Annotated in this window: 15 protein-coding genes and 9 tRNA genes (1 of these 24 cut by a window edge); 21 read left to right on the top strand and 3 right to left on the bottom strand. The window is 49.2% G+C overall.

All coding sequences use genetic code 11. The features are described from left to right. From NYE54_RS30355 to NYE54_RS30275, 17 genes are all read left to right on the top strand, one after another. A tRNA-Glu gene (locus NYE54_RS30355) sits at positions 1 to 16 on the top strand; it begins 59 nt to the left of the window's first position. Between the two features lie 44 nt (positions 17 to 60). Beyond that, positions 61 to 136: transfer RNA gene (locus tag NYE54_RS30350), tRNA-Val, on the top strand. A gap of 52 nt (positions 137 to 188) precedes the next feature. After that, positions 189 to 263: transfer RNA gene (locus NYE54_RS30345), tRNA-Gln, on the top strand. A gap of 67 nt (positions 264 to 330) precedes the next feature. Then, positions 331 to 406: transfer RNA gene (locus NYE54_RS30340), tRNA-Lys, on the top strand. Positions 407 to 420: 14 nt separating this feature from the next. Continuing rightward, positions 421 to 504 (top strand) — tRNA-Leu (locus NYE54_RS30335). A gap of 6 nt (positions 505 to 510) precedes the next feature. Next, positions 511 to 585: transfer RNA gene (locus tag NYE54_RS30330), tRNA-Gly, on the top strand. A gap of 3 nt (positions 586 to 588) precedes the next feature. Next, positions 589 to 665, top strand: a tRNA-Arg gene (locus NYE54_RS30325). Between the two features lie 22 nt (positions 666 to 687). Next, positions 688 to 761, top strand: a tRNA-Pro gene (locus NYE54_RS30320). 76 nt (positions 762 to 837) lie between these two features. Further along, positions 838 to 911 (top strand) — tRNA-Gly (locus NYE54_RS30315). A gap of 273 nt (positions 912 to 1,184) precedes the next feature. Continuing rightward, positions 1,185 to 3,971 carry a phosphoenolpyruvate carboxylase gene (gene ppc, locus NYE54_RS30310; protein WP_339268293.1) on the top strand — a complete coding sequence of 929 codons (2,787 nt, stop codon included), beginning with the start codon at positions 1,185 to 1,187 and terminating at the stop codon, positions 3,969 to 3,971. Positions 3,972 to 4,214: 243 nt separating this feature from the next. Further along, a complete protein-coding gene (sigW, locus tag NYE54_RS30305) occupies positions 4,215 to 4,784 on the top strand; it encodes an RNA polymerase sigma factor SigW (RefSeq protein WP_076325274.1) in 570 nt (189 codons plus the stop codon). 221 nt (positions 4,785 to 5,005) lie between these two features. Further along, entirely contained in the window at positions 5,006 to 5,620 is a 615-nt protein-coding gene (locus tag NYE54_RS30300) for a zf-HC2 domain-containing protein (protein ID WP_076325275.1), read from the top strand. A 316-nt stretch (positions 5,621 to 5,936) separates the two neighbouring features. Next, a complete protein-coding gene (gene cdaA, locus NYE54_RS30295; RefSeq protein ID WP_076325276.1) occupies positions 5,937 to 6,767 on the top strand; it encodes a diadenylate cyclase CdaA in 831 nt (276 codons plus the stop codon). Further along, a complete protein-coding gene (locus NYE54_RS30290) occupies positions 6,760 to 8,238 on the top strand; it encodes a CdaR family protein (protein WP_339268290.1) in 1,479 nt (492 codons plus the stop codon). Before cdaA ends, NYE54_RS30290 begins: the two co-directional genes overlap by 8 nt. A gap of 32 nt (positions 8,239 to 8,270) precedes the next feature. Beyond that, positions 8,271 to 9,611, top strand: coding sequence for a phosphoglucosamine mutase (glmM, locus tag NYE54_RS30285; RefSeq protein WP_339268288.1), 1,341 nt, complete (start codon positions 8,271 to 8,273; stop codon positions 9,609 to 9,611). Positions 9,612 to 10,344: 733 nt separating this feature from the next. Continuing rightward, positions 10,345 to 12,177, top strand: a complete 1,833-nt coding sequence (glmS, locus tag NYE54_RS30280) for a glutamine--fructose-6-phosphate transaminase (isomerizing) (protein ID WP_339268287.1) — start codon at positions 10,345 to 10,347, stop codon at positions 12,175 to 12,177. 373 nt (positions 12,178 to 12,550) lie between these two features. Then, positions 12,551 to 13,396, top strand: a complete 846-nt coding sequence (locus NYE54_RS30275; RefSeq protein ID WP_339268285.1) for a DUF2785 domain-containing protein — start codon at positions 12,551 to 12,553, stop codon at positions 13,394 to 13,396. A gap of 143 nt (positions 13,397 to 13,539) precedes the next feature. Here NYE54_RS30275 and NYE54_RS30270 read toward each other — a convergent pair whose 3' ends face one another. The 3 genes from NYE54_RS30270 to NYE54_RS30260 are packed head-to-tail and all read right to left on the bottom strand — an operon-like array spanning position 13,540 to position 16,549. Then, positions 13,540 to 15,453 carry a hypothetical protein gene (locus NYE54_RS30270; RefSeq protein WP_339268283.1) on the bottom strand — a complete coding sequence of 638 codons (1,914 nt, stop codon included), beginning with the start codon at positions 15,451 to 15,453 and terminating at the stop codon, positions 13,540 to 13,542. A gap of 15 nt (positions 15,454 to 15,468) precedes the next feature. Next, complete coding sequence (locus tag NYE54_RS30265; protein WP_339268281.1) at positions 15,469 to 16,404, bottom strand: hypothetical protein; 936 nt, start codon at positions 16,402 to 16,404, stop codon at positions 15,469 to 15,471. Further along, positions 16,397 to 16,549 (bottom strand): hypothetical protein, encoded by a 153-nt coding sequence (locus tag NYE54_RS30260; RefSeq protein ID WP_179090714.1) that lies wholly within the window; start codon positions 16,547 to 16,549, stop codon positions 16,397 to 16,399. Before NYE54_RS30260 ends, NYE54_RS30265 begins: the two co-directional genes overlap by 8 nt. A 316-nt stretch (positions 16,550 to 16,865) precedes the next feature. Here NYE54_RS30260 and NYE54_RS30255 point away from each other — a divergent pair, with 316 nt between their 5' ends. The 4 genes from NYE54_RS30255 (at position 16,866) to NYE54_RS30240 (ending at position 25,948) form a co-directional block, all read left to right on the top strand. Beyond that, complete coding sequence (locus NYE54_RS30255; RefSeq protein WP_339268279.1) at positions 16,866 to 18,653, top strand: vWA domain-containing protein; 1,788 nt, start codon at positions 16,866 to 16,868, stop codon at positions 18,651 to 18,653. A gap of 214 nt (positions 18,654 to 18,867) precedes the next feature. Next, a complete protein-coding gene (locus NYE54_RS30250) occupies positions 18,868 to 22,257 on the top strand; it encodes a tubulin-like doman-containing protein (protein ID WP_076325285.1) in 3,390 nt (1,129 codons plus the stop codon). Between the two features lie 3 nt (positions 22,258 to 22,260). Beyond that, on the top strand, positions 22,261 to 24,645 hold the full coding sequence (locus NYE54_RS30245) for a transcription initiation factor TFIID (RefSeq protein ID WP_339268277.1): 2,385 nt from the start codon (positions 22,261 to 22,263) through the stop codon (positions 24,643 to 24,645). Between the two features lie 37 nt (positions 24,646 to 24,682). Continuing rightward, positions 24,683 to 25,948, top strand: a complete 1,266-nt coding sequence (locus tag NYE54_RS30240) for a vWA domain-containing protein (protein ID WP_339268276.1) — start codon at positions 24,683 to 24,685, stop codon at positions 25,946 to 25,948. Positions 25,949 to 25,959 lie beyond the last annotated feature (11 nt).

Here is a 25,959-nt window from a genome sequence, read left to right as displayed (position 1 = left end):
CCCCTACGGGTCACCACTATATTTAAAGCATCAGGGGATGAGAATCCCGTGAGTTTATACGGAGGCTTAGCTCAGCTGGGAGAGCATCTGCCTTACAAGCAGAGGGTCGGGGGTTCGATCCCCTCAGCCTCCACCATTTAATGCATGATTCTAACGAGAATCGGCAAGATAAAAGTACTCATCGATTTTGGGGATTAGCCAAGCGGTAAGGCAACGGACTTTGACTCCGTCATGCATAGGTTCGAATCCTATATCCCCAGCCACTTCATCCTAAAAAGTGAAGTTAAGCTTTGAAGGTGATTCCGAATACTTTTCGGAGGCCTGAAATGCGAGCCATTAGCTCAGTTGGTAGAGCACCTGACTTTTAATCAGGGTGTCGAAGGTTCGAGTCCTTCATGGCTCACCATTGTTTCATCTTGTGCGCGTGTGGCGGAATTGGCAGACGCACTAGACTTAGGATCTAGCGTCTTTGACGTGGGGGTTCAAGTCCCTCCACGCGCACCATTATTTGCGGACGTGGCTCAGCGGTAGAGCATCGCCTTGCCAAGGCGAGGGTCGCGGGTTCGATTCCCGTCGTCCGCTCCATTTGCGCCCTTAGCTCAGCTGGATAGAGCGTTTGACTACGAATCAAAAGGTCGGGAGTTCGAATCTCTCAGGGCGTGCCATTTTTCAAAAAAAGATTAATATCGGGATGTAGCTCAGCTTGGTAGAGCACCTGGTTTGGGACCAGGGGGTCGCATGTTCAAATCGTGTCATCCCGATTTGTTTAAGAGTAGGGCTCCACTAAAGTAATCGGAATATGCTCCAAAGCATAGCGTCACTTTTGTGGGTTCATATGCGGGTGTAGTTCAATGGTAGAACTCCAGCCTTCCAAGCTGGTAGCGTGGGTTCGATTCCCATCACCCGCTCCATACATAAGCAGGACATCACCGTGTGTGATGTTTTTTTACATATTCATACGACTCTCCTGCGAAGTGTTAATGTGCTAAAGAACATAGTTGGGTCAAGGTTTATAGGACTAATGTCCATGGTATATGGGTATATCAATATCATTAGTTTTGTCGATTTGGCTAATTTTTTCGCCTGGAAAATGCAGATTTTCATGCGCTTTTATTGTATGATGTTAGGAAGGCGTTACGTCCTATAGACAAACTGCTGAAACGGGTTGAGATGGGAGGAGTAGCATGACTGAACTTACAGTAACCGCAAAGAGCAATTCCAACAATCTGCTGCGGCGGGATGTACGGTTCCTTGGCAATATTCTTGGAGAAGTTCTGGTCCACCAAGGTGGCAATGAGCTTTTAGATATAGTTGAGAAAATTCGTGAAACGAGTAAATCGTTGCGATCCGTATTCCTGCCAGAATTGTTTGCAGATTTCAAAAGGATCATCAGCACATTGGAGCCCGACATTCGCCATCAGGTGATTCGCGCGTTTGCCATTTATTTTCAATTGGTTAATATCGCGGAACAGAATCATCGCATTCGTCGCAAACGCGATTACGAGCGTTCCGCCGGGGAGAGTGTTCAACCAGGTTCCATTGAAAGTGCGGTCCAGGATTTGAAAGAGCGCAATATTACGTTTGAAGAAGTTCAAGAAATTCTCGAAAGTCTATCCCTTGAGCTGGTAATGACAGCTCATCCAACAGAAGCGATGCGTCGGGCTATTCTGGATATTCATAAACGGATAGCGGACGATGTGATGCAACTGGACAACCCGACACTGACATTCCGCGAACGAGAGCAGCTTCGGGAGAAACTACTGAATGAAGTGATTACGCTGTGGCAAACCGACGAGCTTCGTGACCGTAAGCCGACGGTTCTTGATGAGGTTAGAAACGGTATGTATTATTTTCACGAGACCCTGTTTCACATTCTGCCAGAGGTTTATCAAGAACTGGAGCGCTGCCTAAGTAAATATTATCCGGGTCACCATTGGCACGTTCCAACCTATTTGCGTTTCGGTTCGTGGATCGGTGGCGATCGGGACGGAAATCCTTCAGTGACGGCGGACGTAACATGGAGAACGCTTGAAATGCAGCGGAAGCTAGCGATTCGTGAATACCAGCGGATTTTGCGTGAATTCATGAAATACCTCAGCTTCAGCTCATCGATCGTGAGCGTTTCGGATGAATTGCTTCAATCCATTGAAAAAGACCGCGAGCATGTAACACTGAAGAAGATGGAAATTTGGCACAATGAGAAAGAGCCTTATCGTGTAAAACTGGTATATATGTTGGCTAAAATGAGTCATATTCTTGATGAGAACATGACTGGTGGCGAGCGTTATCAGTCCCCTGAGGAATTTATCGAAGACTTGAATATCATTGATCGAAGCTTGCGTTTCCATTTTGCTGACTATGTTGCAGACACGTATATTCAAAAACTGATTCGTCAGGCGGAGTTGTTTGGTTTCCATACAGCAACGCTGGATATCAGACAGCATAGCCAAGAGCATGAAAATGCCATGGCCGAAATTCTTCGTAAAATGAACGTGACTCAGGATTATGCCCAATTAAGTGAAGATGAGAAGATCGAGCTGCTTAATAACTTGCTTAACGATCCTCGTCCGTTGACTACGCCTTATCAAGAGTACAGCGACAGCACCGAAGAATGCCTTGAAGTATACCGTACCGTATTCCGTGCGCAGCAGGAGTTCGGCGTGAAATGTATTTCAAGTTATTTGATCAGTATGTCCGAGGGCGCAAGCGACATTCTGGAAGTGATGGTATTTGCCAAAGAAGTCGGACTTTTCCGCAAGGACAATGACGGTTCTGTAATAGCTACTTTGCAGGCTGCGCCATTGTTTGAGACGATCGAGGACCTGCATGCCGCACCTGATATTATGCGTAAGCTCTTCAGCCTGCCGATCTACCGGGAAGCGGTTAGCGCCATGAATGAGCTTCAGGAAATTATGCTGGGTTACTCTGACAGCAATAAGGACGGCGGAGCCATTACAGCGAACTGGGAGCTCCAGGTAGCGCTCAAAGATATTACGACTGCAGCCAATGAGTATGGCATCAAGGTGAAATACTTCCATGGACGCGGCGGATCGCTTGGGCGCGGTGGTATGCCTCTGAACCGCAGCATTTTGGCTCAACCGGCATCAACCATTGCGGGCGGCATCAAAATCACGGAGCAAGGCGAAGTTATTTCTTCCCGTTACTCCTTGAAGGGAATCGCCTACCGCAGTTTGGACCAGGCGACTTCAGCACTTATAACGGCTTCTCTTAATGCCCGTTACCCTGAAAAAGAATCGACTGAAAAAGAGTGGGAAGAGATTTCCTCGAGGATCTCGGCCGCTTCACAGAAAAAATATCAGGATCTGATCTTCCGTGATCCGGATTTCCTGAGCTTCTTCAAGGAATCCACGCCGCTTCCTGAGGTGGGAGAGCTGAATATTGGCTCCCGACCATCCAAGCGTAAGAACAGTGACCGTTTTGAGGACCTCAGAGCCATCCCTTGGGTGTTTGCGTGGACTCAGAGCCGTTACCTGCTTCCTGCATGGTACGCGGCTGGTACGGGCTTACAGAGCTTCTACCAGGGCAAGGAAGAGAATATGAAGGTGCTTCAGAAGATGTACACGAGCTATCCGTTCTTTACGTCGCTGATCGATACCCTTCAGATGGCTCTTGCCAAGGCTGATCTGATCATCGCCAAAGAGTATTCTTTGATGACGAAGGATGATCAAGCCCGCGAACGTATCTTCGGTCTGATTCAGGAAGAATTCAACCTGACGAAAGAGCTTGTTCTTAAGATTACGGGACAGCAGGATATTCTGGATAACCAGCCAGTCCTACAGGAATCGATTCGACTCCGTAACCCTTACGTGGATCCGCTCAGTTATTTGCAAGTCCAACTGCTTAACGAGCTGCGCGAACTGAGGGAGCAGGAGCAGGACGATCCGGATCTGCTTCGGGAAGTGCTGCTGACCATCAACGGTATTGCGGCAGGGCTTCGTAATACAGGTTGATCCTTGCAGGATAACAAAGCTGTTTGAAAGGGATAGTATAAGGCGAGGTTCCCTAAAGGAGCCTCGTTTTTTTCATCAATGAGCAGCATAACCTCTGATGATTAGAGTATCGGCTGCAACGTAATGGTCTTTGATAGGGAAAAGGGATTCTTTTTGAATTATTGTTGATTTTTAGAAACAGTTGAATTACGATTTGAATGATGCTTTTTTAGACGTTACCCATCAGACCATTCTGGGGGAATTATGGTGGACAATTTGGATGTAAGACTGGCGAAGCTGGCCCGAAAAGGGGACCAAAGAGCTTTTGCTGAAATCGTAGAACTTTATAAAGATAAGATTTTTCATTTGGCTTACCGGATGCTCAGTAACCGTCATGAGGCGGAGGATGTCGTACAAGAGACTTTTTTGCGTGTATATAAAAACCTTGATCGATACGACGAGAATCAGAAGTTCTCCACTTGGATATACCGAATTGGTACAAATCTTAGCATTGATCGGCTGCGCAAACGCAAGCCGTCTTTCTCGCTGGACGCCGACCTGAATGAAAGCGAAGGCATGGACGGCTACTCCCTGATCCCGAGCGATAACCGTACACCTGAGAGTGAAATGCTGCTATCCGAGACACAGCGCATCATTCATACGGCGATTGACGGACTTCCTGCCAAGTACAAGACAATCATGATTCTAAGGTACATCCAGGATTTATCCCTGCAGGAGATCAGCGAGATTTTGGACTTGCCTGTAACAACGATCAAAACGCGAGTACATCGTGGACGCGAATTTTTGCGTAAAAAATTAGAGTACAAATTGTGAGAAAAAAACGCCTATCGCCGTTCTTTGAGGAAGAGAGACCGCGTTTAAGGGCGCTTTTTTCTTGCGATGCCAAAAAGTCGGTATCCGCAGTTTTTTTCTGATTTTCTTTAAAAAAAGTTGAAACATCCCCGATTCCGGCACGTATGAACAATAAGCAAGTCTTATGCCCCTACGTGGGAATAGACCCAGCAAAGAGATTGAATGAAAGGATTGGCTCACAAATGGATTGCAAATTAGCCGTCTCTTTGATGCATGATTATCTGGATAATGACTTGTCCGACCCACAACAGCTGGAATTGCAGAAGCATTTGTTGGATTGTGCTGACTGTCGGAATTACTTCGAGAAGCTGGAGCATACCGATATGCTTCTTTATTCCTTAACTCATCATGCGACCAAGCCATCTGATGATTTAACGGAACGTATAATGGGTATGCTGCCGCAGCCCAAGAGACAAAAGGCTTGGGTCAAATGGGTTAGGAATCATCCTGCGCTCACGGCTGCAGCTTTGTTTTTGGTTGTCATGCTCTTTAGCACAATCAGTTTCTGGAGTCAGGATACTCAGCTGGTTGTAAAGAGTGATGAATTCGAAAAGCTGGTGATTGAAGGAGATACCGTCATTATTCCTCCGGATCAAATCATCACGGGAGATATTACAGTCGAGAATGGAAAGACTAAGGTCTACGGTCAAGTGAATGGCAATGTGACCGTCATTGACGGAGAATTATTTCAGGCTTCCACCTCACATATAGCAGGTCAAGTGAAGGACATAGATCGGGCGATGGATTGGATATGGTACAAGATCTCCACTCTGTTTACAGATGCCGCTTACCGCTAGGTGAAACCTGAAGCCTACTGATAAAAGCGCCTCTTTTCAGTGAAAAGATGGCGCTTCTTTTGTTGATTTATGATCTTTTTCATGGAAAGCAGAGAGCGTCCGCTTGCATCGGAAAGATTAACGTTATAACCTAGAGAGTGTAGAGCACATACTACATATATGAGTCGCATGCGTTATTAAAAAGGAAGTTCAAAAAGTTCCCGTGTGATCAGAAGGAAAATGAAGAGCTGGTTCGGTAGTCGAATCGTTAAGCGTTCATTTTCGAGGAACCGGATTTTTTGGGCCCGCACTTAAAGGAAATGACGGGGGTTGCTGTATGGAGTATTTCACAGATATGACCTGGGGTGAAACCATTAAAGATATCATCGATATCCTTATCGTTACTTATATAATATACCAGATGATACTGCTCGTCCGCGGTACGCGGGCGGTCCAACTCCTCAAAGGGATTTTGGTGCTGGTGGTCATCTGGGCGCTTAGCACCTGGTTTGATCTGTACACGCTAAAGTGGCTGATGAATCAGATTTTTACATTCGGGGTGTTGGCGGTCTTTATCATCTTCCAGCCGGAGCTCAGACGTGGTCTGGAGCAGCTCGGACGAGGTAAGCTGTTTGGGCGGACATCGGATATTGACGAGGAGACCAATAAGTTAATTAGCGAAACCATTAAGGCGGTTAATTATTTATCGCGGCGCAAAATAGGGGCTCTGATTGTCTTTGAGCGGACGACGGGACTGAATGAGTATGTAGAATCAGGAATTCCGATGAGATCAGTGATCAGCTCGGAATTGTTTATTAATATTTTTATACCGAACACACCGCTCCATGACGGAGCTGTCATTATTCAGAACGCTCAAATTGCAGCTGCCGGCTGTTATTTGCCGCTATCAGAGAACCCTTTTATCAGTAAGGAACTGGGAACAAGACACCGTGCCGCTATCGGAATCAGTGAGGTGGGGGATGCGATTTCAGTTGTCGTATCCGAGGAGACTGGGCAAGTATCGCTGGCCCTGAATGGACAAGTGGTTCGAGATATTAAGGAAGAGTCTCTCATCTCCAAATTGTATGAGGAGCTCAGGCCTGCCGCGTCCATCAAGGAGAAACGCACGTTCTTCTGGAAACGGAAGGGGGACGGCAGCAATGGATAAATGGATCAAGAACAACACGGCAAGCAAGCTCATTGCACTCGCTGTCAGTATTTTATTGTGGGCGATGGTTCATATGGACAGCGGAGCGCCTGCCCCGCCAACCACTTTTTATGATACCAAAGTCATTGCAGGCGTTAAGATTCAGACTTATGGATTTGATGACAGCGAATATGCGTTAACGGGTATTGATAAGGACCGCGTAAATCTCGAAGTTCGGGGAAAGAAATCCAATATCTCGCTTTTGACCGACGACTATAAGGTGAAGCTTGATTTGAGCAAAGTCAGAGAACCGGGTACACACACACTTCCGCTAACCTACTCCATCCCGAGTGGCGTGGAGATGGTATCGATGGAGCCATCTGCGGTTACGGTGACGGTTGAACCGAGAGTGTCGAAATCCGTGACGGTAAGTATTGGAACCAAAGGCGAGCCTGCTAAAGATTACCGTGCCGGAACACCCGTGCTGATTGACCCAAGGCAAGTCACGGTTACCCTGCCTGAATCGTCAATGGCGAATCTGGGGCAGGTCAAAGGTAATGTGGAGCTTGATGGTGCCAAAGAGAAGATTACGGAGAAACGAGTCAAACTTACAGCATATGATAAAGAAGGCAACGCCATGGAAGACGCTGTCATTGAGCCTGCTACAGTAGCAGCTGAAGTGCCGATTGAGCCTGCATTTGTCACCCTACCGCTGGAGCTTCAATACACGGGACGGCTGCCAGAAGGGTTTGTCCTATCCAAGGTGGAGCAGAAGGTAAAAGAAGTGAAGCTGTTTGGCAGTAAAGAGGCGCTTGCAGGAGCTAAGACCTATATCGAAGCTACGATCAATCTGGGAGAAGTTAGAAATTCGGGAACAACAGTGCTTACGGCCGACTTGACGCCGCCTGAAGGTTTTGAGAAAATCGAGCCGAGCTCTGTAACGGTGGATGTTACGGCTGTATCGCATGGTGAACGGTTGATTACAGGTATTCCGATAACGTTAAAAGGGGTTGCCTCCGGCCTGGATGCTGTTATTACGGATCCAAAGACGCAGACAATATCTTTAACGCTCACCGGAGCGCCTGACTTGCTTAATAGTCTGGAACCTACAGATATCGGAGCCGAAGCGAATGCAACTGGTATGAAAGCTGGCGTTCACGAAATTCCGCTGCAGATCACACTACCTAATTTTATTAGCCGTACGGATCAGGAACGTCCCGTTATTAAGGTAGAGCTCAAGGATAACTCCAAGCCCGTGACAACGGAGCCGGACAGCTCGAAGAATGAGGGAACGGACACAGACAAGCCTGTTTCACCAGGAACGGGATCCGGAACAGGAACAGGAACAGGCACTGATCAGGGGGAGACTCCGGAAACGCCTCCTACTCATGAGGAAACGGATAACACCGGATCAGGAGAAAACCCATCACATCCGCCCGGAGACGGATCGAATGATGGAGCAACGGGATCAGAAACGTCCAATGATGGATAATAACGAAGAGTAGATAAAGGAGTATATAAAACATGGGGAAATATTTTGGTACAGATGGAGTAAGAGGAGTTGCGAATCAAGAACTGACAGCGGAAATGGCTTATAGCATCGGCCGCTGCGGCGGCTATGTGCTCACTGGCGATAAAGAGAAGCCAACCGTCATTATCGGTATGGATACCCGCGTATCGGGGGCTATGCTGGAGTCGGCTTTGGTTGCAGGCCTGCTGTCCATCGGTGCACACGTCATTCGTCTGGGTGTCGTAAGTACACCAGCGGTGGCGTACATCACAAGACTATTGAAGGCTGATGCGGGTGTTATGATCTCGGCTTCACATAACCCGGTACAAGATAACGGTATCAAGTTCTTCGGTGGAGACGGCTTCAAGCTGTCGGATGAGACTGAGCTTAAGATTGAAGAGCTGATGGATGCGGAAACAGATAATCTGCCGCGACCAATCGGGGCTGATTTAGGTGAATTGTTGATTGATAACGAATCTAAATATAAATACCTGGAATATTTGAAAACGACGGTCGATAACCGGTTTGACGGTCTGAAAATCGTACTGGATTGCGCAAATGGCGCAGCTTATGAGCTGGCTCCGAAGCTTTTCCGTGAATTGGGTTCGGATGTGATCACCATCGGCGCTGAGCCGAATGGCCTGAATATCAATGATCACTGCGGATCGACTCATCCGGAGAAACTCGTCGAGGCTGTACTCCAGCATGGCGCTGACCTCGGTCTGGCTTTTGACGGAGATGCGGATCGCCTGATTGCGATTGACGCAAAAGGCGAGGAAGTGGACGGCGATTTCATTCTGTGTATTTGCGGTGATGCCATGAACCGTGCCGGCAAGCTGAAGGCAGGTACGATCGTTTCGACGGTTATGAGTAACATCGGTTTCTATAAAGCGTGTGACAGCTTGAAGCTGAAAACGGCCAAAACCGCAGTCGGCGACCGCTATGTCATGGAAGAAATGCGCCGTGGCGGATATAACCTGGGTGGAGAGCAATCGGGACATGTGATTTTCCTGGATCACAACACCACAGGGGATGGAATTCTCACAGGGATTCAATTGGTGGATACGTTGGTAGCTTCCGGCAAGGCACTGCATGAGCTGAAGAGCAGCATGCGCAAGTATCCGCAAGTGCTGGTTAATGTTCGTGTTGGCGATAAGAGCAAATACCAAGGCAATACCGTTATTGAGTCTGCGATTGCTGAAGTTGAAGGCATTCTGGGTGATAACGGACGTGTCCTGGTTCGCCCATCGGGAACGGAATCCCTCATTCGCGTCATGGCGGAAGGCCCAGACAAAGAAGAGCTCGACCGTTATGTAACGCAGATTGCAGACGTGGTGAAACGGGAATTGGCGTAAGACTAAGGGTGTATTTTTCAAGGAAAGCAGACTAATTTTTGTCAGGGCCAGTGAACTATGCGGATGCGGTTCACTGGCCTGCTGCTTTTCATGAAGCCAGCCGAATGAAAGCGCAATACCCCTTGTCCTGCCAGCAAAGAGGGTGGTTTACAGCATCGCTTGAGAAGATAGGTCATTCGATGTCATTCATGGGGTTAATTATACGCAGGGCTTGGATCTCCTAAGAAGCAGCTGAGTTGCCAAAGTGATAAGGCATGAATATAATAAAGGATGTCATTCAAGAATAGAAAGCGAGGATTGTGAGGTTACTTCAAGCTTCATAAGCGCCAGAGCTTGTATCTGCGCGGGGATTGGTTATTGCTACGATAGGGATAACCAAACGGCAGAACGCAAGTTGACGAGGTAGAGGTGTTCGGATTATTCGGCGGGGACCTCTCGGTTATGCACCAACCGTAAGCGAATCACGGAAAAGGAATGGGCGACCGTTCTTACAACGTATCCGCAGGTGCTTTTAACACACTAATATACAAAACATGAATGTGCGATTTAGAATGCGACAGCGCGGTGGAAGAAGAGTGCATTCATGTCTGTTCAACTGAGCAGCCTATATCATGCTGGATTTTTTGAACGTTGATAATTGAATAGATCATTCTTCTTTCCTGATACCGCACAGATGCTGCCGTGTTCTATTTCCGCCTACTATTATAGGGAAATCGAACGGAGGAATCATACTATGTGTGGTATTGTCGGATATATTGGAAATCAGAAAACGCAAGCGGTGTTGATCGAGGGATTGAGAAAGCTGGAGTATCGCGGATACGATTCAGCGGGGATTGCCGTCTTTACGAATGAAGGTCTGCGTGTGGCCAAGGCGCAAGGGCGTCTGACCAATCTGGAGGAGAGACTGGAGTCTGCCCCACTTGTGGGAACTGCAGGCATCGGTCATACCCGCTGGGCTACGCATGGCCGGCCGTCAGACGTGAATTCGCATCCGCATACGGACGAAAGCCAGAAGTTCTCTGTTGTTCACAACGGGATCGTTGAGAACTATCTAGAGCTGAAGGAAGAGCTGATCAGCCAAGGACACCAATTTGCTTCGGAGACCGATACGGAAGTTATTTCCCATCTCATTGCCCGCGAATATGATGGAGATATCGTTAAGGCTGTGCAGAAGGCGATCTCTTACATGAGAGGCGCATTCGCCCTTGGCGTCTTGACTGAGTATGAGCCGGATCGATTGGTGGCTGTGCGTCAAGCAAGCCCGCTTATTATCGGTCTTGGCGAAGGAGAGAACTTCATCGGTTCTGATATTCCGGCTATTTTGAAATATACGCGTAACGTTTATATTCTCAACGATGGAGAGATGGCGCTGCTGACGGCAGATGCTGTCGAATTAATGACCATTGAGGGGAACTTTATTTCTCGGGAAATGATTCGTGTCGATTGGGATGCCGTTACAGCGGAAAAAGGCGGATTCGATCACTTCATGCTGAAGGAGATCCACGAGCAGCCAAAAGCATACCGCGATACGATGCTGGGCCGTGTGGATGAGAGCGGACGCAAAGTCGTTCTGCCTGAGCTGAAACTGACACATGAACAGATTAGGAACATTCGCAATGTGCAGATTGTGGCTTGCGGTACGGCTTACCATGCCGGACTTGTGGGACGCAGCGTGATCGAAGAGATGGTACGCATTCCGGTTGAAAATGACGTAGCATCCGAGTACCGTTACCGTTCGCCGATCGTTACACCCGAGACTCTTGTCATCGTTGTAAGCCAGTCCGGTGAGACAGCAGATACCCTGGCTGCGCTTCGTGAAGCACAGAGCCATGGCGCTCATGTCCTGGCCATCACGAATGTGGTGGGCAGCTCGATTGCCCGTGAAGCCAACGATGTGCTCGGCACCCTGGCTGGCCCAGAGATCGCCGTAGCATCCACGAAAGCCTATACTTCTCAGTTGATTGCGTTCTATCTGTTTGGTCTGTATCTTGCTCAAGTACGCGATACGATGACAGAAGACGCTGTTGCTGAAGTGATTGCAGCGATGGAAGCACTGCCTGAACAGGTAGAGTCCATGCTGACCAACGCAGAATCGATCAAGGGATATGCCGAGCAAATTGCGGAGCATGAGAACCTGTTCTTCATCGGCCGTGGTCAAGACTACGCCGTAGCCCAGGAAGGCTCCCTGAAGCTCAAAGAGATCTCTTACATTCATTCCGAGGCCTACGCTGCCGGCGAACTGAAGCATGGCACGCTAGCCCTGATTGAAGAGGGAATTCCCGTTATTGCCTTGGCAACCCAGGAAGCAGTTCTGGAGAAAACGGTGAGCAACATCAAGGAAGTGAAGGCCCGCGGCGCCGAAGTAATGGCCATTACGCATGAAGAGCAAGTGGCCGGCCTGCTGAAATCCGTGGATCAAGCCTTCGCCATTCCGAAGACCTTGCCAATTTTGACGGCAGCTTTGTCTGTCGTACCGCTGCAACTTCTAGCCTACTACGCATCGCTTGCCCGTGGCAACGATGTGGATAAGCCGCGTAACCTGGCGAAGAGTGTTACGGTGGAGTGAGGTAGGGAGCGGGGAAATAAGCTTAATGTAGATTTGAGATAAAGATGCACCGTTTTACCCCTTTAGATTTGATTATCTAAAGGGGTTTTTTTATGTCGAAAAGAAAAAGAACATCCGAGATTGAACAGTGGATTAAACAAGGTCGAGGGACCGGTATTGCAGTAAGGCGTGAAGTGAAAAGAGATAAAATGATTTCGCTTTGGATATTATCGGAAATAATACTTATTGATGACTTAAAGTAGAGTCAAAGGTTAATTACAGCTCATGAAACAGGAGTAAAAATAAGATTGCAAAAACTTTATAAATATAATAGTTTTAGGAGTATTTGAAAAACAATCGACCGAATAGAACGAATGATGAGAGGGATGGGGAAATGAGCGATACAAGGGCCAAATTGATGCTGGATTTGCAAAGAATTGAGAAGGATGAGTATCAGTTACGCGAAGGTGAGCAGCATCAAGATTTTTTGCCTTTGTTACTTCAATATATTGGCGATCCTCAGCCAGAATTACGGGATAACCTGATCTATCCGATGTTTTATATGTGGATTAAGGAGGAGAATAGGTTCAGTGGAGAGGAATTGCGTAGCCTCTTAACTGTTCTGACTGATGAGAACCATTTGTTCTATAATATTGGCAGCGAGGATGATCAGTCCGTTTTTACAAGGACGTTCTCTGCTTTGCCTATCGCTTTGATTGTGCAACGCCACAGACAGAATCCATTTTTCAATCAAGCGGAAATTGAGCAATTAATGCATGCCATGCTCCGTTATTATAAAGAGGAGAAGGATCTGCGAGGTTACCTTTCAGTAGGAGGCTGGGCTCACGGCGCGTCTCACGGTGCGGATGTTTTTGTCGAGCTGGTGCAGTGCGAGGAGAGCAACGTCGCACGGCTGCGTGAGGTTCTTATTGCTATTTCTGGCATTCTTCATAATGGTAGACACATTTTTAGCGATGAGGATGATGAGCGGTTGGTCAACATCGTGGATATGATGATTGACAAAGAGTTACTTCCACATCAAGAAATCGGTGATTGGATTAGCGGCTTAGCGCAATGCTGCAATTTGCCGAGAAGTCGCAGTCAGGTGATTGCTCGCGTGAACAGCAAGAATTTCTTACGCAGTCTCTATTTCAGAAGGGGACAAGATAGCCGAGGGAATGAGCTTAACACTGTCATGCTTGGTACTGAGGCAAAATTGAACAGGTTTTCTATCAGTTAAAGGATTAGAGGGGCTGTCCCAAAAGCCATTCCGATCTCGGTGTTAATGAACCAGTCTATCAGCGAAATAGATTCAGATTCACAATTTCGGAAAAATAGAAAGGCTACGCCCCTGGTGATAAGGGGCGTAGCCTTTCGTTATACTTACTCAATCGATTCCACCTGAATGACAGGCACCTGAGTGAGCTGACCGGAACCGGTGCTGTCACCATTATCGCTTTTATCTTGTTGGACATTCTCCGGATTGATCTCCTCGGTAGTGGAGGGATCGCTTGGATTCTCGGCTTCATCCATGATATCTCCACCAACTTGTCGGGTCTCCGGTTCGGCAGGGTCCAGAGCCGCAGGTGGTTGGCTGCCCGGTATCTCCAGCTGCTGATACTCGCCGCTGAATGTTCCGATTAGGATCGCGGTCCCAGCAGGGAGATCCAGGTCTCCTTTTAAGATGACATGGTATCCATTGCGTTCAGCTAAGACCTCACCATAGCCACCTTCCGGGATATGGACTGAGAAGCGTACCTTCTCAGTCGGATATCTCTCGATATTAGCAATATCGATGTCGGTATACTGGACCTGATACCCTGTGAATCCATATTGGTCTCCCTGACGCTCGAAGATGGCGATCTCGTCCGGGCTTACTCCTTCTAGATTGGTGACCAGTATAGACTTATCCGGCTGCACCTGATAGTCTTTGGCCGTAAACTGGAACAGCGGCGTCAGGTTGGCATCTCTGGCTTCATAGCCTGAATACAATATCAGACCGGTCCCCGCGTCGCCCTCCACTAGGATAACCGGATTCATCGCGGTGCTAAGCGATTCCTCGACTGAAACCTGTTGGATGGCGATATCGGACGGGTAATCACGGTTTTGGAATAATTGCACCGTTTCATCATTCTTTAAGACCGCTAAATAGATGATATTCCCTTTATCGACTCCAATGGCATAGGCCAACCCTCCGAAACGATTCCCGCCTCCGCTTACATAGCTGAAGCTGCCTTTCAGACCAGCCGTTTGGAACAAACGAATCGGATCGTGGATCGTCCAGGCCAGTTTGGCAGCTTGCAGTTTACCGTTCATATCCTGGTACTCCGACAGCGCTTCATAAAGTGCTACCGCTTCCTCGTAGTTCTGGCTCTGTACCATTCCATCAGCCGTCGCGATCCACCGCTTTATCTGGTTCTGAATATATTCCATGATTGTAGCGTTCTTCAGACCGCTTCGGTCCAGATAGTCTCTATACCCCATGGCGTGCGAAACAAAATCGGAGGGCCGTTCTCGCTGGACATCCTTTTGCAGCATGGTATACACAAGTTCATCTGTCTTGCCATTCAACCAGGCAGCCGGCAGCGATCGGCTGGCATACTCGGAACTCATGGCATGTGACCAATTCAGCAGATCCGTATACTGTCCGGCTCCTGCCAGACGAGTCAGGACCATTTCGTCATAACGCTGGAACAGACGGAGCAGCTTCTCATTCTTCTGCTTCTCCCCGCCATAGAATGTATCCGGAATGCGGAGCAAATTCCATTTGAAACTGTTGTCGTCATACTGCAACTCTTCAAGCAGCTCATCGGCCCGGCGGTTAAACAAACCAATGAACTGCAGGAATATCCGGTTCACATCGTCGGGGATTCCGTAGAACGCAGCAATTTCATCGTAGTAGGAAGCATAAACTCCTTGTTGACCCGCCAGTTTCTGTTCTGTATCAAGCAATTCAGCATATACGTTCATGAAGCCGGAGAAATCGCCTGCTTCCCCGACACGGCTCAATCGATGATCAAGCGAGGAAAGGCTCTGCTTCATAGAAGTGATGGGTTCAAGCTCTTGCAGTCTTGAGGCAAGCAGCTTTTCTTTATATAGAAGGGAACGGTTATTTCGCGCCTTCTGATACCATTCTTCTGCCTGAACAAGCTTCTTCTGAGCATACAATAATTCTGCTTGTGCCATCGATTCGATTTTCTGATAGATATGAATTCCCTTATACCCGATCAGCAGCAGAAGGACTATACATAAAAAAAGATACAAATTACGCAGGGTTAGCGTGTTTCTCATCGTCATAACGGTATAGCCCCTCTAATCCCATTTTTGAAAATCAGGGTCCGAGCGGTAGTGTTCATTATAAATGGCCGATACCCGGTCCCGTAGTCCGTTCCATGACAAGCCGGGATTGCGGCGTACGATCTGATACAAGCGGAGGAAGCGATATCTCGGCAATCCATCCGCATAGCGGCTAATAAAATCAGGGAACGTATCGATATATTTTTTCTTCCGTACCGCTGCCCCGGCGGCGTCGATCATAATCTGCCTGCCTTGCTCCATCCGTAAAATGCTGGATTCATGTTCGAGCAGGTATTGGATCGCTTTGCTGTTAATCAACTCTCGTTTAATTTTGGCAATTTCACCGATATAGGCAGCCAGGTCCGGATCAAACTCATCCAGCAATAGCGGTTCGAGTTCAAGCTCCATATCCTTGCGCAAGCTGAAGCTTTGCAGGAGAACGATCTGCTGCAGACGGATGCGGTCATTCCGAACCAAGGAGGCAATTTCCCTGACGATTTCATACCCTAGTTGGGCATCTTCCTTGATGGCGGCAGAAGCCGTTGCTTTGTTCAGATCCAGGCCCTCATGAATCTGTTTTTGATGAGATCTTATAAGCTTGTTCAGAGCGTACAGGGTCTCGGAATGCAGCACTCGCCGCTGGATCAGCCATAACCATGCGAGCAGGACCACCATACAAGCAAAGGAGATCACGATCTGCAAGAAGGTCTGACTAAGAAGTACGGCAGAGAGCCCTATAATGTAGAAGAGAAGTCGGTCACTCTGCATGGAACGCTTGGCCATTTTCTCTGCAAGTTCCATCACAGGGACAAGGGCGTTCCGTTTACAGTAAGCACAGCTGTCTTCCCAAAGAATCGTGAAATTGTGGCAATGTTTGCAAACCCTTAACTTTTGGTAGACATATCTCGTTTTATTATAGGGACGAAGTTGTACGGGCTTTTTCTTATCCATGCTGTTCCCTCTCTGAGTTGGCAACTTCAAGCAGAGTCTGATGCAGCTGCTCCGGTGTCGGGGCGTTCTTCTTACGCTTGAAGTAGGCCGTGATCTTAATGATGACAAAAAGAAACAAAATCCCGAGACATCCGTATGTAATCATATATCTATTCCTCTCGGCATCGTATTTGTTCGAAAATGGCGGGTGAGCCTTGTGTCCTAAGTCCGGGTGATACGACTGATGATGTTGAACTTTGGCAGGTATAATTATATCATATGGACATAGTGCTGGTATATTTTAGTGATTAGCATGGTATTTTCTATATAAATACACCAGAGAAATGGATGCTCCCGTTACTGTTTTTTAAGCTTTCTTTCATGTAATTTTAAGACTTATTGCCTACAGTTAGACTAATGGTCTGACAATTGAACCGAGGCATCCACCTGATGCTAGACTAAATGGATGAAGGAGTAATTCAATGTTACGTAAAAATAAATGGCTGCTCTCTTTGATGGTAGCGGTACTACTGATCCTGACCTGGAGCGGAGGAACCATGCCTCAGGCAATGGCTGCTTCGCAAGGTTCCAAGATTGATGCCGTACTGGTGATGGATGCCAGCAACTCGATGAAAAACAGTGATCCGGAGAGGATCAGCAGCGAAGCGATGAAGATGTTTATCGACATGCTGGCCACCACAGGCGACAAGGTCGGCGTCGTTTCCTATACCGATCGGATTCAGCGGGAGAAAGCGCTGCTTGAAATTCAGTCGGAGGCAGATAAGACCGCGCTGAAGCAGTTTATTGATCAGTTGGATCGCGGTCCGTACACGGATATGTCCGTAGGTCTCGATGAAGCCGTAAAAGTGCTGAAGCAGGGAATGGACCCGGCGCATGCGCCGATGATCGTTGTTCTGGCCGACGGTAACAATGACCTGGATCCTAACACAGGCAAGACGAGCCAGGAGGCTTCAGAAGATTTAGCCCAAGCCGTCAAGGAGGCTAAGGGAAGCGGCATCCCGATCTATACGATTGGGCTGAATGCCGACGGGAAGCTAAATAAAGAATCGTTGGCTGAATTGGCCAACCAAACGGGGGGCAAATCCTTTACGACCAGTTCGGCGGATGACCTTCCGCAAATATTAAGCGAGATTTTTGCCAGCCACCAGCAGCTTAAGATCGTTCCGGTACAATCGATTACCGGCAACGGAACCTATCAGGAAGTTACGGTTCATGTGCCGAATGCGAACGTGCTGGAGGCGAATATTTCCATTATGTCCTCCAGCCCCGTCGACGTGAAGCTTGTCGATCCCGCCGGAGCTGAGCAAACGATTCCTTCGGCCAATGTACTGCGATCCACTTCCAATTCCTATTCGCTGCTCAAGCTGCTGAAGCCGCAGCAAGGCGATTGGAAGCTGCACGTAAAAGGCGTATCTAAAGACAAAATCGACATTAACCTCGTATTCAACTACGATCTGGAGCTGACCATGGATCCTCCCCCATCTTCTAAGGTAAAGGCAGGGGATACGATTGACATTAACGCGTACCTTGTCAGCAATGGACAAAAGCTGCAGGACCAGGAACAGTACGGCAATATGACGGCCAAGCTGTTGGTTAAGGACTTGGACACCGGGGACGAGTCGGAGGTCGACCTTGAGAACAAAGGCGGCAGCTTTGAAGGGAGTTACAAGATTCCGCAGAAGCACGACTACGAGCTGAGGGTACGGGCGGAGGAGCAGAGCTTTTACCGCGAAAGCGCGCCTGTGAAGATTAGTGCGAAGGCGGCAGCCTCCGGCTCCGGAAGCGGCGGGAAGGAGATGACCGCGGGCGAGGAAACGAAACCTTTTCCAATATGGCCCGTAATCATTGGCATCGCGGCGCTGCTCATTGTTGGAGCGGCTGCATATTTCATACTCGGCGCAATTAAGAAAGCGAATAAAGGGTTTGTCGGTCAGATCGTGATCGAGATCAGGGATGAGAACACCGGCGAGAAGACCTTTCCGCAATACAAGAAGCTGGCTTCGTTCAAAGGGAAGTTCAATCTGCATCAGCTTCTGCAGCTTGCTCCGGAACTGAAGGAGACCGAGAAAATCCTGTTCATGCCAGGCAAGAACGACCGCATTATACTTAAGAACAATTCTTCAGCTGTAATCGAAAAGTCCGGACGCGCTCTGGATGCAACGAATGGGACCGAGCTGAAGAACGGAGACCGGCTGAGAGTTTCCCTGCAGCAGGCGGACAAAACGATATTATTTGAATATTTGGCTTAAAGTGCGTGTTCAAAAAGGGCTGCTTCCTGATTCACTTCGTGTTGGATATAGAATTTATAAGTTATCTTGCTACGCTGATGAAATTCTGTATCGCAAGAAAACCTACCTTTAAATCGCGGTCGCTCGTCCTTGAATTGACCTCGATTGGTTTTCTTATCAAAAGCGGACTTTTTGAACAACCTCTTAAAGCCATGACCTATCAGGAGGGGAATTTATGAAACCGGTAGTTAGAGAACATATACAACAGCTTGACGTTTCACTCGGAGGCGGGATTGTCAGCGAGAAAATACGGGTGGATACGATCGACAATCCGATCCTTATTATCGGACTTGGAGGGACGGGAATCGATGCGCTGCTGCGCTTGAAATATCAGATTAACCGCCGTTTCAAGCTGCCAGAGGATCCGTTGTCCAAGAAGAGAATGGACAAGCCGGATAATGTGGAGTTTCTGGCGTTTGAGACCAACGAGCAGGATAAGAATAAACGTTATAAAGGCATCGGGCTTGATCCGATCAATGAATTCGTGCTTCTCTCCAATGCCGAGATCGGAGGGCTTCTCCAGAACCGCAGCATCTTGGAGCCGTACATTACAGATTGGCTGTCGCCCGAGCTGAGTATTACCGATGGCATGAACGGAGCAGCGGGTGTGCGCCAAGCGGGCCGCCTGCTATTGTTTACGAAAATTACGCAAGTGGTGCAGGCGATCGACAAGAAGATCAAAACGCTGTCGGTCGGCACGAACAAAAAGCTGATGGTCTTCCTGCTGACGGGGCTGTCGGGCGGTACAGGCAGCGGCTGCTTCTTGGACATTGCCTATATCGTTCGCGGCATTATTGAACGCGACCACGGCTCTGCCGGGATCGACCGCGTGAACACGCTTGGCTATCTGTTTACGCCGGATATCAATCTGGCGAACAAAAGCTTGAGCGAACATACGCGCGAATACATCAAGAAGAACGGTTACGCCGCGCTCAAAGAGCTCGACTACTGGATGAACGTGGATGCCAGAGGCGAGCGGTTCAAGCAGCAGTACGGCAACATTCTGACCGTGAACTCTCCGCTGCCTCCGTTTAATCTCTGTCATCTGATTTCCGCTACGAATACGGAAGGCAAACTGCTGGAGAACGCCTATGATTACTGCATGAATGTCACCGCTGAGAATATCACGAACTTCATGGCGAGCGAGGAAAAACAGTCCGGCGAAGAGTTTGCGATCCATGACTATATCAGCAACATCCGTACCAATATCGCGCAGATGAACAAGGCGTATCCTGCCAATTACGACTACAACATCATCGGCGCATCTTCAGCTGTTCTACCCATTGAAGAGATGACCACATATCTGGCGTACCGCGTTTTCGGCAAAATGCAAACCATGTTTGAGAAGGCGCCAAGCCAGGAGGACGTCGAGAAATTCGCAAGCAAGCTCGGCATCGACCTGGACTCGATGACGAAGAACTTCGAGTCTCGCGTACCGGAGCCGCTACCCGGATACCAGAATAGCGAACGGCTCAGCTATGCGAACGTCGTGAAGAACCAGGTTATCAATATGGACACGGAGCTGGAGCAGAATTTCCTGGCGAGAGCCCGCGAGGAGTATATCAAAGCGAAGAAGCAGCTGCCGGGCGAGATCGTGGCTCAGTTCAGCGATCAAATCCGCCGCATGTTCCTGCATCCACAGCAAGGACCGTTCTATGTGTCCCGGTTGATCTATACGGAGAAGGGCTTCAGCCTGCTGAAAATGCTTCTGTCCTACATCGAAGCGCTGCGCGAGAATCTGACCCGCATTCCTCGTGACATCGAGTCGGCCAGAGAACAGGCGATCGATCGTCTGGGTGATGCGAAGAGCGCTTTTGTCTCGAAGGACAAGAAGAAAAACATCTATATCGAAGCCAAAATCAACGAATATTGGCTGGAAGCGGATGTGGAACGCACCGAGCAGATGATTGAGTTCTATGAGGATTTATACGATCTGCTGAACCAGGAGAACAACCGGATTTACAGCGTATATACGGAAATTCTGAATGCCCTGAATTCGATCTTCGCCAAGAACGGCGACATTCTCGTGAACGGGGAAGAACAGCAGGATCATAAAGGGAATAAGACGTATTACTGGAACCTGGTCAGCGTGCCCGATATTTCCGACGTCATCAACAAAATCATGGATCAGAAGGATGTGGACGATCTCATCCGCGATTTCGCGCAGGAGCTGCTGAGCCATGCCAATCGTTGGACGCGTGAGCAGGAGATCGATATCGTCCGATCCATTTCGGAGTTTCTTACCGATAAATTCGGCGATTTGATTACCCGCTCGATGGAAGATTTCCTCGTCATGAAATTCGGGCAGGAGGATTCCATCGAAAAATTTGTCGAGCGCAACATCGCCAGCAAGCTGGACGATGAAGCCGTGCCGGTCTTCCATCTGAGCAACAGCGCAGGCAATTTGTACTTCCCTTCGTGGGGCTTTGTGTCCGTGCCTGTACAGGCACCAAGCATTCTGAAAGGGATTCGCAATTATCAGAATAATTCGGTCGGGAAGTCTCACTTCACCGTGAAGGAGAGCGAAGTGAAGAACCGGATCTTCTGGCTGAATACAAAGAACGGCGTGCCGTTGTTCGTTTATACGCCGCTTAAGGTTTATGAGGAGAGCTACGAACGCACGATCATGGACAAGGAAGGCGTTGGACGTCACTTAGTGCAGACGGATCGTAACAATTGGACGTACCTGCCATCGCCGATTCCCGAGAAATCCTGGGGGGATACCTACGTCAATCCGCGGGTTCAGGATTATAACGCCCGGGTACGTGCTGAATTTAACCAGGCGCTTGAGTTTAAGATCGTCATCCAGAAGGATGTTGACCAGAACACGAGCAGCCGCTATGCGGTCGTGTTTACGAAGCCATTTGATCTGAACGAGCTGCTTCGTGCTTATGACTTGCAGCTGGATAGTCCCAAGCCTAACCTTGGCGAAGTCAAGCGGGCATGGACCGAGCTGAAGCGTCTACTGAACGAGGGGCTGGAGCCGGCGGGCTCCAAGGATATTTTCAACAGCATCAACGAGGAGATGGCCAAGGAAAATCTGATTCGTTCGCCTGAAATGATCCGCAGCGTGCGGGAAGAGCTGAAGAAATATGCCGCCATCGCGGCCAAAGTCACGGAGTTCGAGCTCCTGATCAGCGATAATCAGAATGAGGAGAAATGGCTTGATCAATTTATTGAGGCGTTGTATACCGGAACCATCACGAAGAAGGGGGCGCTCTTCGTTTATGATCGCGATCCGGAAGAGGACTCTTGGGAGCCGTTTGCCAATCTGCTGAAAAGCGTGAATGACGTGGAGTATGAAGTCTACAAGCACTTCCGTCAGCTGGACGAGAAAAGCCGGAGCACGCTGCTGCGCAAATCCTCCCGCCGCGATCAGGAGCTGACCGCTTCCGAGGACATTACGCCGCTGCTTACCAAGCTGGAAGAATTGGCTGAGCGGTTCCTGGAAACGCGCGACCGGCTTGAATACGAGAAGGTGGAGCTTGCGGACGGCGAAGAGCGTTATCAGTTCTACAGACAGGTTTCTTCGAAATTAAATGACATCCGAAGAAGGTTGAAATAGACGATGAGGGAGATTCTTCGCCAGTATGCTGCCGGCTATGCCAAATCGGAAGAGCAGCTTACCTTGATGGAGGATGATCAGAGCAGCATCCACTACCCGGAGGTATACTTGTTCATCGGTGATAAGACGGCGTCCGCAATCGAACCGATTATGGAGATACATGATCGCAAATGGGACAACAGCGCAAGTGTCATCTATTTGCATGTGGGAACGGACCAGGATGGAGGGGGGGAGCCGAAAGGCTCCGAATCCTCCGGTCGCCTTCACCGTTATCATCTTCATTTACCGGAGTCAGACGGCGCATCCAAGTCCGTACGCAAGGAACTATACCAGGGATTCTATCGGGACCCGCATCACCTGGCCGGGTTGAATAAAGCGATTCGGAAGCTGAGCCACCACATCGCAGACTATGGACGCAGCTATTCATCCTTTGACCGGATTCATCTGTCTGTCATTACACGGGTCGACGACCCGTTTAATGTGTTTATACCGGAAATTTCATTACTGGCCGAATCGATTTTCCAGCAGTCATTCAAGTCTGTGCAAATGGATTTGTATGCGCTCATTAATGAAAGGGAGCAGATTGAATCTTATGGCTATGCGAGCTCCGTGGGTGTTGCCTTCTTGCGGGAGCTGGAGCTGATGCAGAGCCGGGAATACAGCTTCTCCGCACCGCTGCAGGTCACGGAGGATGGGCTGACGATTCCGGTCGTTCACCCGGCCTCGCCGTTGTTTGATCTCGTCTATGTGCTGTCCGATAAGAATGAACGCGGCATATCAGGTTACGCCGGGATGCAGGATATCTATGATATCATCTGCCATCTGGGTTTGCTTAAGAACCGGAAGCAGAAGGATGCAACCTATGACGGAATCCGGGGCATTTACAACAATACGTCTTTCAAAAGCAATATCATGACGGAATCCGGCCGCCAAGGCTTTGTCTCCGCTGGCTTTGCCCGGGTGAAGAGGCCCAATGAGCCGATTGCGCTAACGGTCCTCTATCATCTGTGCCGCGGACTGCTGCTTCGCATGAAGAGTGGGACGGAACCGGAGGCTCATGAATGCCTGAACTACTTTGGTCTCGATGCGGAGGCCGTAGCGGCAAGAGCGGACCGGATGCTGCCGGACGCAGAGCATCTGGATGGGCTAAAGGGAATGATGTCACACCCCGTCAGTTATGCCGGGCTGAAGCGGATGAACATTCGTGAAGCTGAAGAGGCATTGTTCGGGGATGGCTGCAGGCAATTTTTTCATAGCAATTACGAGCTGGAGGTCCAAAAGAGACTTAGCGATATGAGCACCGCTGAAGAGCTTCATAGTGCGCTTCGTCGCACTTTGGCGGATCATCCGCAAATCGGTTGTTATCAAATCGTGGAGTGGACGAGTGACAAGGCGGGAGAGGGGATACTGCTTGAAGCGGTCCGCTCTCGAATCCGGGATCTCGGCAGACTCCTGAAGACCGAGCAGGACGGACTGAACCGCTATTATGAGGAAAGCGTGGAAAGTCAGCCGTTCAAGAAGCTTCCTTTTAGGGATAAACAGAATGTGCGCCATTTCATTCGATATTTCGTGGGCGAGGTTTATCGACGCAAGTATGAGCTTTTATTACTGGAAACGGAGCTTGCGCTGTACAGGCTCTATGAGGTGGAGCTCGAACGGATTCACCGTCATTACAAGCAGCAGGCGAACATGCTGGACCAGCTTGAAACGGAATTGTTGGAAGCAGCCCAGTTGAGCATCCGTACCGCAGACGATTATATCGGCCAGAACCTGATGGAGTATTATGGTCTTGTGACAGAAGAGCTGATGCTGGAATTGGAGAGTAAGCGCGGCCAGGGAGTATTCTTTGAAGAACGGTATGTCGGCAATCTCTCCATCGTTACGCATGAAGGAACGGAACCAATCCTGTCGAGCATGATCCGGGTCTGTCTGAGGGATTTATTGACGGCAGAGCCGTTCGTGCAGACCTTCGAGGAAGAATTGCTGCGGCGAGCGAACGTAACCATCGACTACAATAATAAGCAGGTGCTTGCCAAGGAAGATCTGTTTAAGGTGCTTTACCGGATGCTGGAGGAGAACTCCGTTACGTTAGTCAGGCTGCTTGACTATACGCAGGAGCATCGATATGAGGAGAAATATTTCTTCGGCGATGCCGACAGCGAATTTGTCCGCTATGCGATCCATGCCGATGAAGCTTTACGGGTGTACAAGCTTGGCATCGTGCACGAGAAGCGCTCCAGCGGAGTCGAGAAGCTGAACCTGATGGGAGGTTTCCATTTGGAGGATCTGATGTACTACCGGAATGGCAGAACCTACTACGAGACCTATACGGCAAACGGTTATGAATTTCATGGAATGGAACCGGCGCAACTTCCTGAGCTGCGCTAGCGTTCTTAAATTCTGATACAGAGAGTAGGCGTGTATTGTGCAACGAAAAATAAACCCTCTCCTGCTGCTGTTTAGTCTAGTCGGTGGGGGAATCGGATTTACCATTGGGGAATTTTTGCTCCGCCAATGGGGGACAGGGCTTCCCGTCATCGTAGTTACAGGGATCTATTTCGGAATTTTGGCCTTGTGCATCGGATTGGCCTGCTTAATCGCAGAACTGATCTCCCCTCATTTGAACGGGAGCTCATGGAGACAGCGATACACAGGCACATCATGGAAGCTGCTGATTCCATCCACGTTGGTGGCACTGTTCTTGCTTGGCATGCTGTTTGAGTGGGTGTACCAGTTGAACCCGGGCAGCGCCAAGCCGGTGAAGGATATCGTGTTGGTCATTGACAATTCGGGCAGCATGAAAGACACGGACCCGAATCAGGACCGATATACGGCGGCCAAAAATCTGATTAACCGCATGGATGAGGATAACCGTGTATCGGTGATGCTGTTTGATCATGCGACAACGTTGCTGCAGCCTTTTACGCGTGTGAAGAACCAGGAAGCCAAGGATGAGATCATCGCTGAGATTGACAGTTTGGAAACGAATGATGGCGGCACGGACATTAGTCTCGCGCTGGAGGATACCATGACGCATATCCAAGAGAGCCATGATGCCCGCCGAAGCGCCATGGTCATTATGCTGTCGGACGGCTTTAGCGAAACCGATCATGCGCGTGTGCTTGCTGACTACAAACAGCAGCAAATCGCGGTGAATACGATTGGCCTCAGCCTTGTCTACAAGGATGGCGCCCAGCTGCTTCAGACGATAGCGGCCGAAACGGGCGGGCAATATTACGACGTGCAGAATGCGGCAGATTTGTCTTTTATCTTCCAGAAAATCTATGACGACGTCGGGGATCGTTCCCTGTTGACGAAACGTACAGGCGCGATGGAAGATAGCGTTTATTATCAGATTGTAAGAGTCGTTGCGATGCTGCTCATTGGCGCTGCCACGGGCCTGGCCCTCGGCATTGTGTTTGATAACCGTCATCTCGCGCGTAGCTTCAGCATCGGCGGCGCGGTATCCGGCGTGCTCGCAGGCGTTGTTCTGGAATATGGCCTATCCGGGGGAGAGGTCAGGGATGCCTTCGTTCGTCTGCTGGCCTGCTTCATCCTCGCAGGGATCATCGCCTTGTTCACGTTGGTGATTCCGGTTAAGGAGAACAGCAAGATCATTCGTAACGAGCAGCGGCCAGGCCGAACGGGACGAGGGCATCGGCCGAATGATTCAACAAGCCGAGGATTTTAAAGCAGGGGGCG

It is taken from the genome of Paenibacillus sp. FSL K6-1330 (assembly GCF_037976825.1).
Lineage (GTDB): Bacteria > Bacillota > Bacilli > Paenibacillales > Paenibacillaceae > Paenibacillus_AQ.
The sequence above is the reverse complement of the archived record's forward strand: the minus strand, read 5'-3'. Positions and strand labels throughout refer to the sequence as shown.

What these genes read in the sequence shown, in the direction of transcription:
- NYE54_RS30270 (WP_339268283.1), bottom strand. Translation starts at nt 15,453, where the DNA reads ATGACGATGAGAAACACGCTAACCCTGCGTAATTTGTATCTTTTTTTA.
- NYE54_RS30245 (WP_339268277.1), top strand. Translation starts at nt 22,261, where the DNA reads ATGAGGGAGATTCTTCGCCAGTATGCTGCCGGCTATGCCAAATCGGAA.
- NYE54_RS30290 (WP_339268290.1), top strand. Translation starts at nt 6,760, where the DNA reads ATGGATAAATGGATCAAGAACAACACGGCAAGCAAGCTCATTGCACTC.
- cdaA (WP_076325276.1), top strand. Translation starts at nt 5,937, where the DNA reads ATGGAGTATTTCACAGATATGACCTGGGGTGAAACCATTAAAGATATC.
- ppc (WP_339268293.1), top strand. Translation starts at nt 1,185, where the DNA reads ATGACTGAACTTACAGTAACCGCAAAGAGCAATTCCAACAATCTGCTG.
- sigW (WP_076325274.1), top strand. Translation starts at nt 4,215, where the DNA reads ATGGTGGACAATTTGGATGTAAGACTGGCGAAGCTGGCCCGAAAAGGG.
- glmM (WP_339268288.1), top strand. Translation starts at nt 8,271, where the DNA reads ATGGGGAAATATTTTGGTACAGATGGAGTAAGAGGAGTTGCGAATCAA.
- NYE54_RS30255 (WP_339268279.1), top strand. Translation starts at nt 16,866, where the DNA reads ATGTTACGTAAAAATAAATGGCTGCTCTCTTTGATGGTAGCGGTACTA.
- glmS (WP_339268287.1), top strand. Translation starts at nt 10,345, where the DNA reads ATGTGTGGTATTGTCGGATATATTGGAAATCAGAAAACGCAAGCGGTG.
- NYE54_RS30250 (WP_076325285.1), top strand. Translation starts at nt 18,868, where the DNA reads ATGAAACCGGTAGTTAGAGAACATATACAACAGCTTGACGTTTCACTC.
- NYE54_RS30260 (WP_179090714.1), bottom strand. Translation starts at nt 16,549, where the DNA reads ATGATTACATACGGATGTCTCGGGATTTTGTTTCTTTTTGTCATCATT.
- NYE54_RS30275 (WP_339268285.1), top strand. Translation starts at nt 12,551, where the DNA reads ATGAGCGATACAAGGGCCAAATTGATGCTGGATTTGCAAAGAATTGAG.
- NYE54_RS30265 (WP_339268281.1), bottom strand. Translation starts at nt 16,404, where the DNA reads ATGGATAAGAAAAAGCCCGTACAACTTCGTCCCTATAATAAAACGAGA.
- NYE54_RS30300 (WP_076325275.1), top strand. Translation starts at nt 5,006, where the DNA reads ATGGATTGCAAATTAGCCGTCTCTTTGATGCATGATTATCTGGATAAT.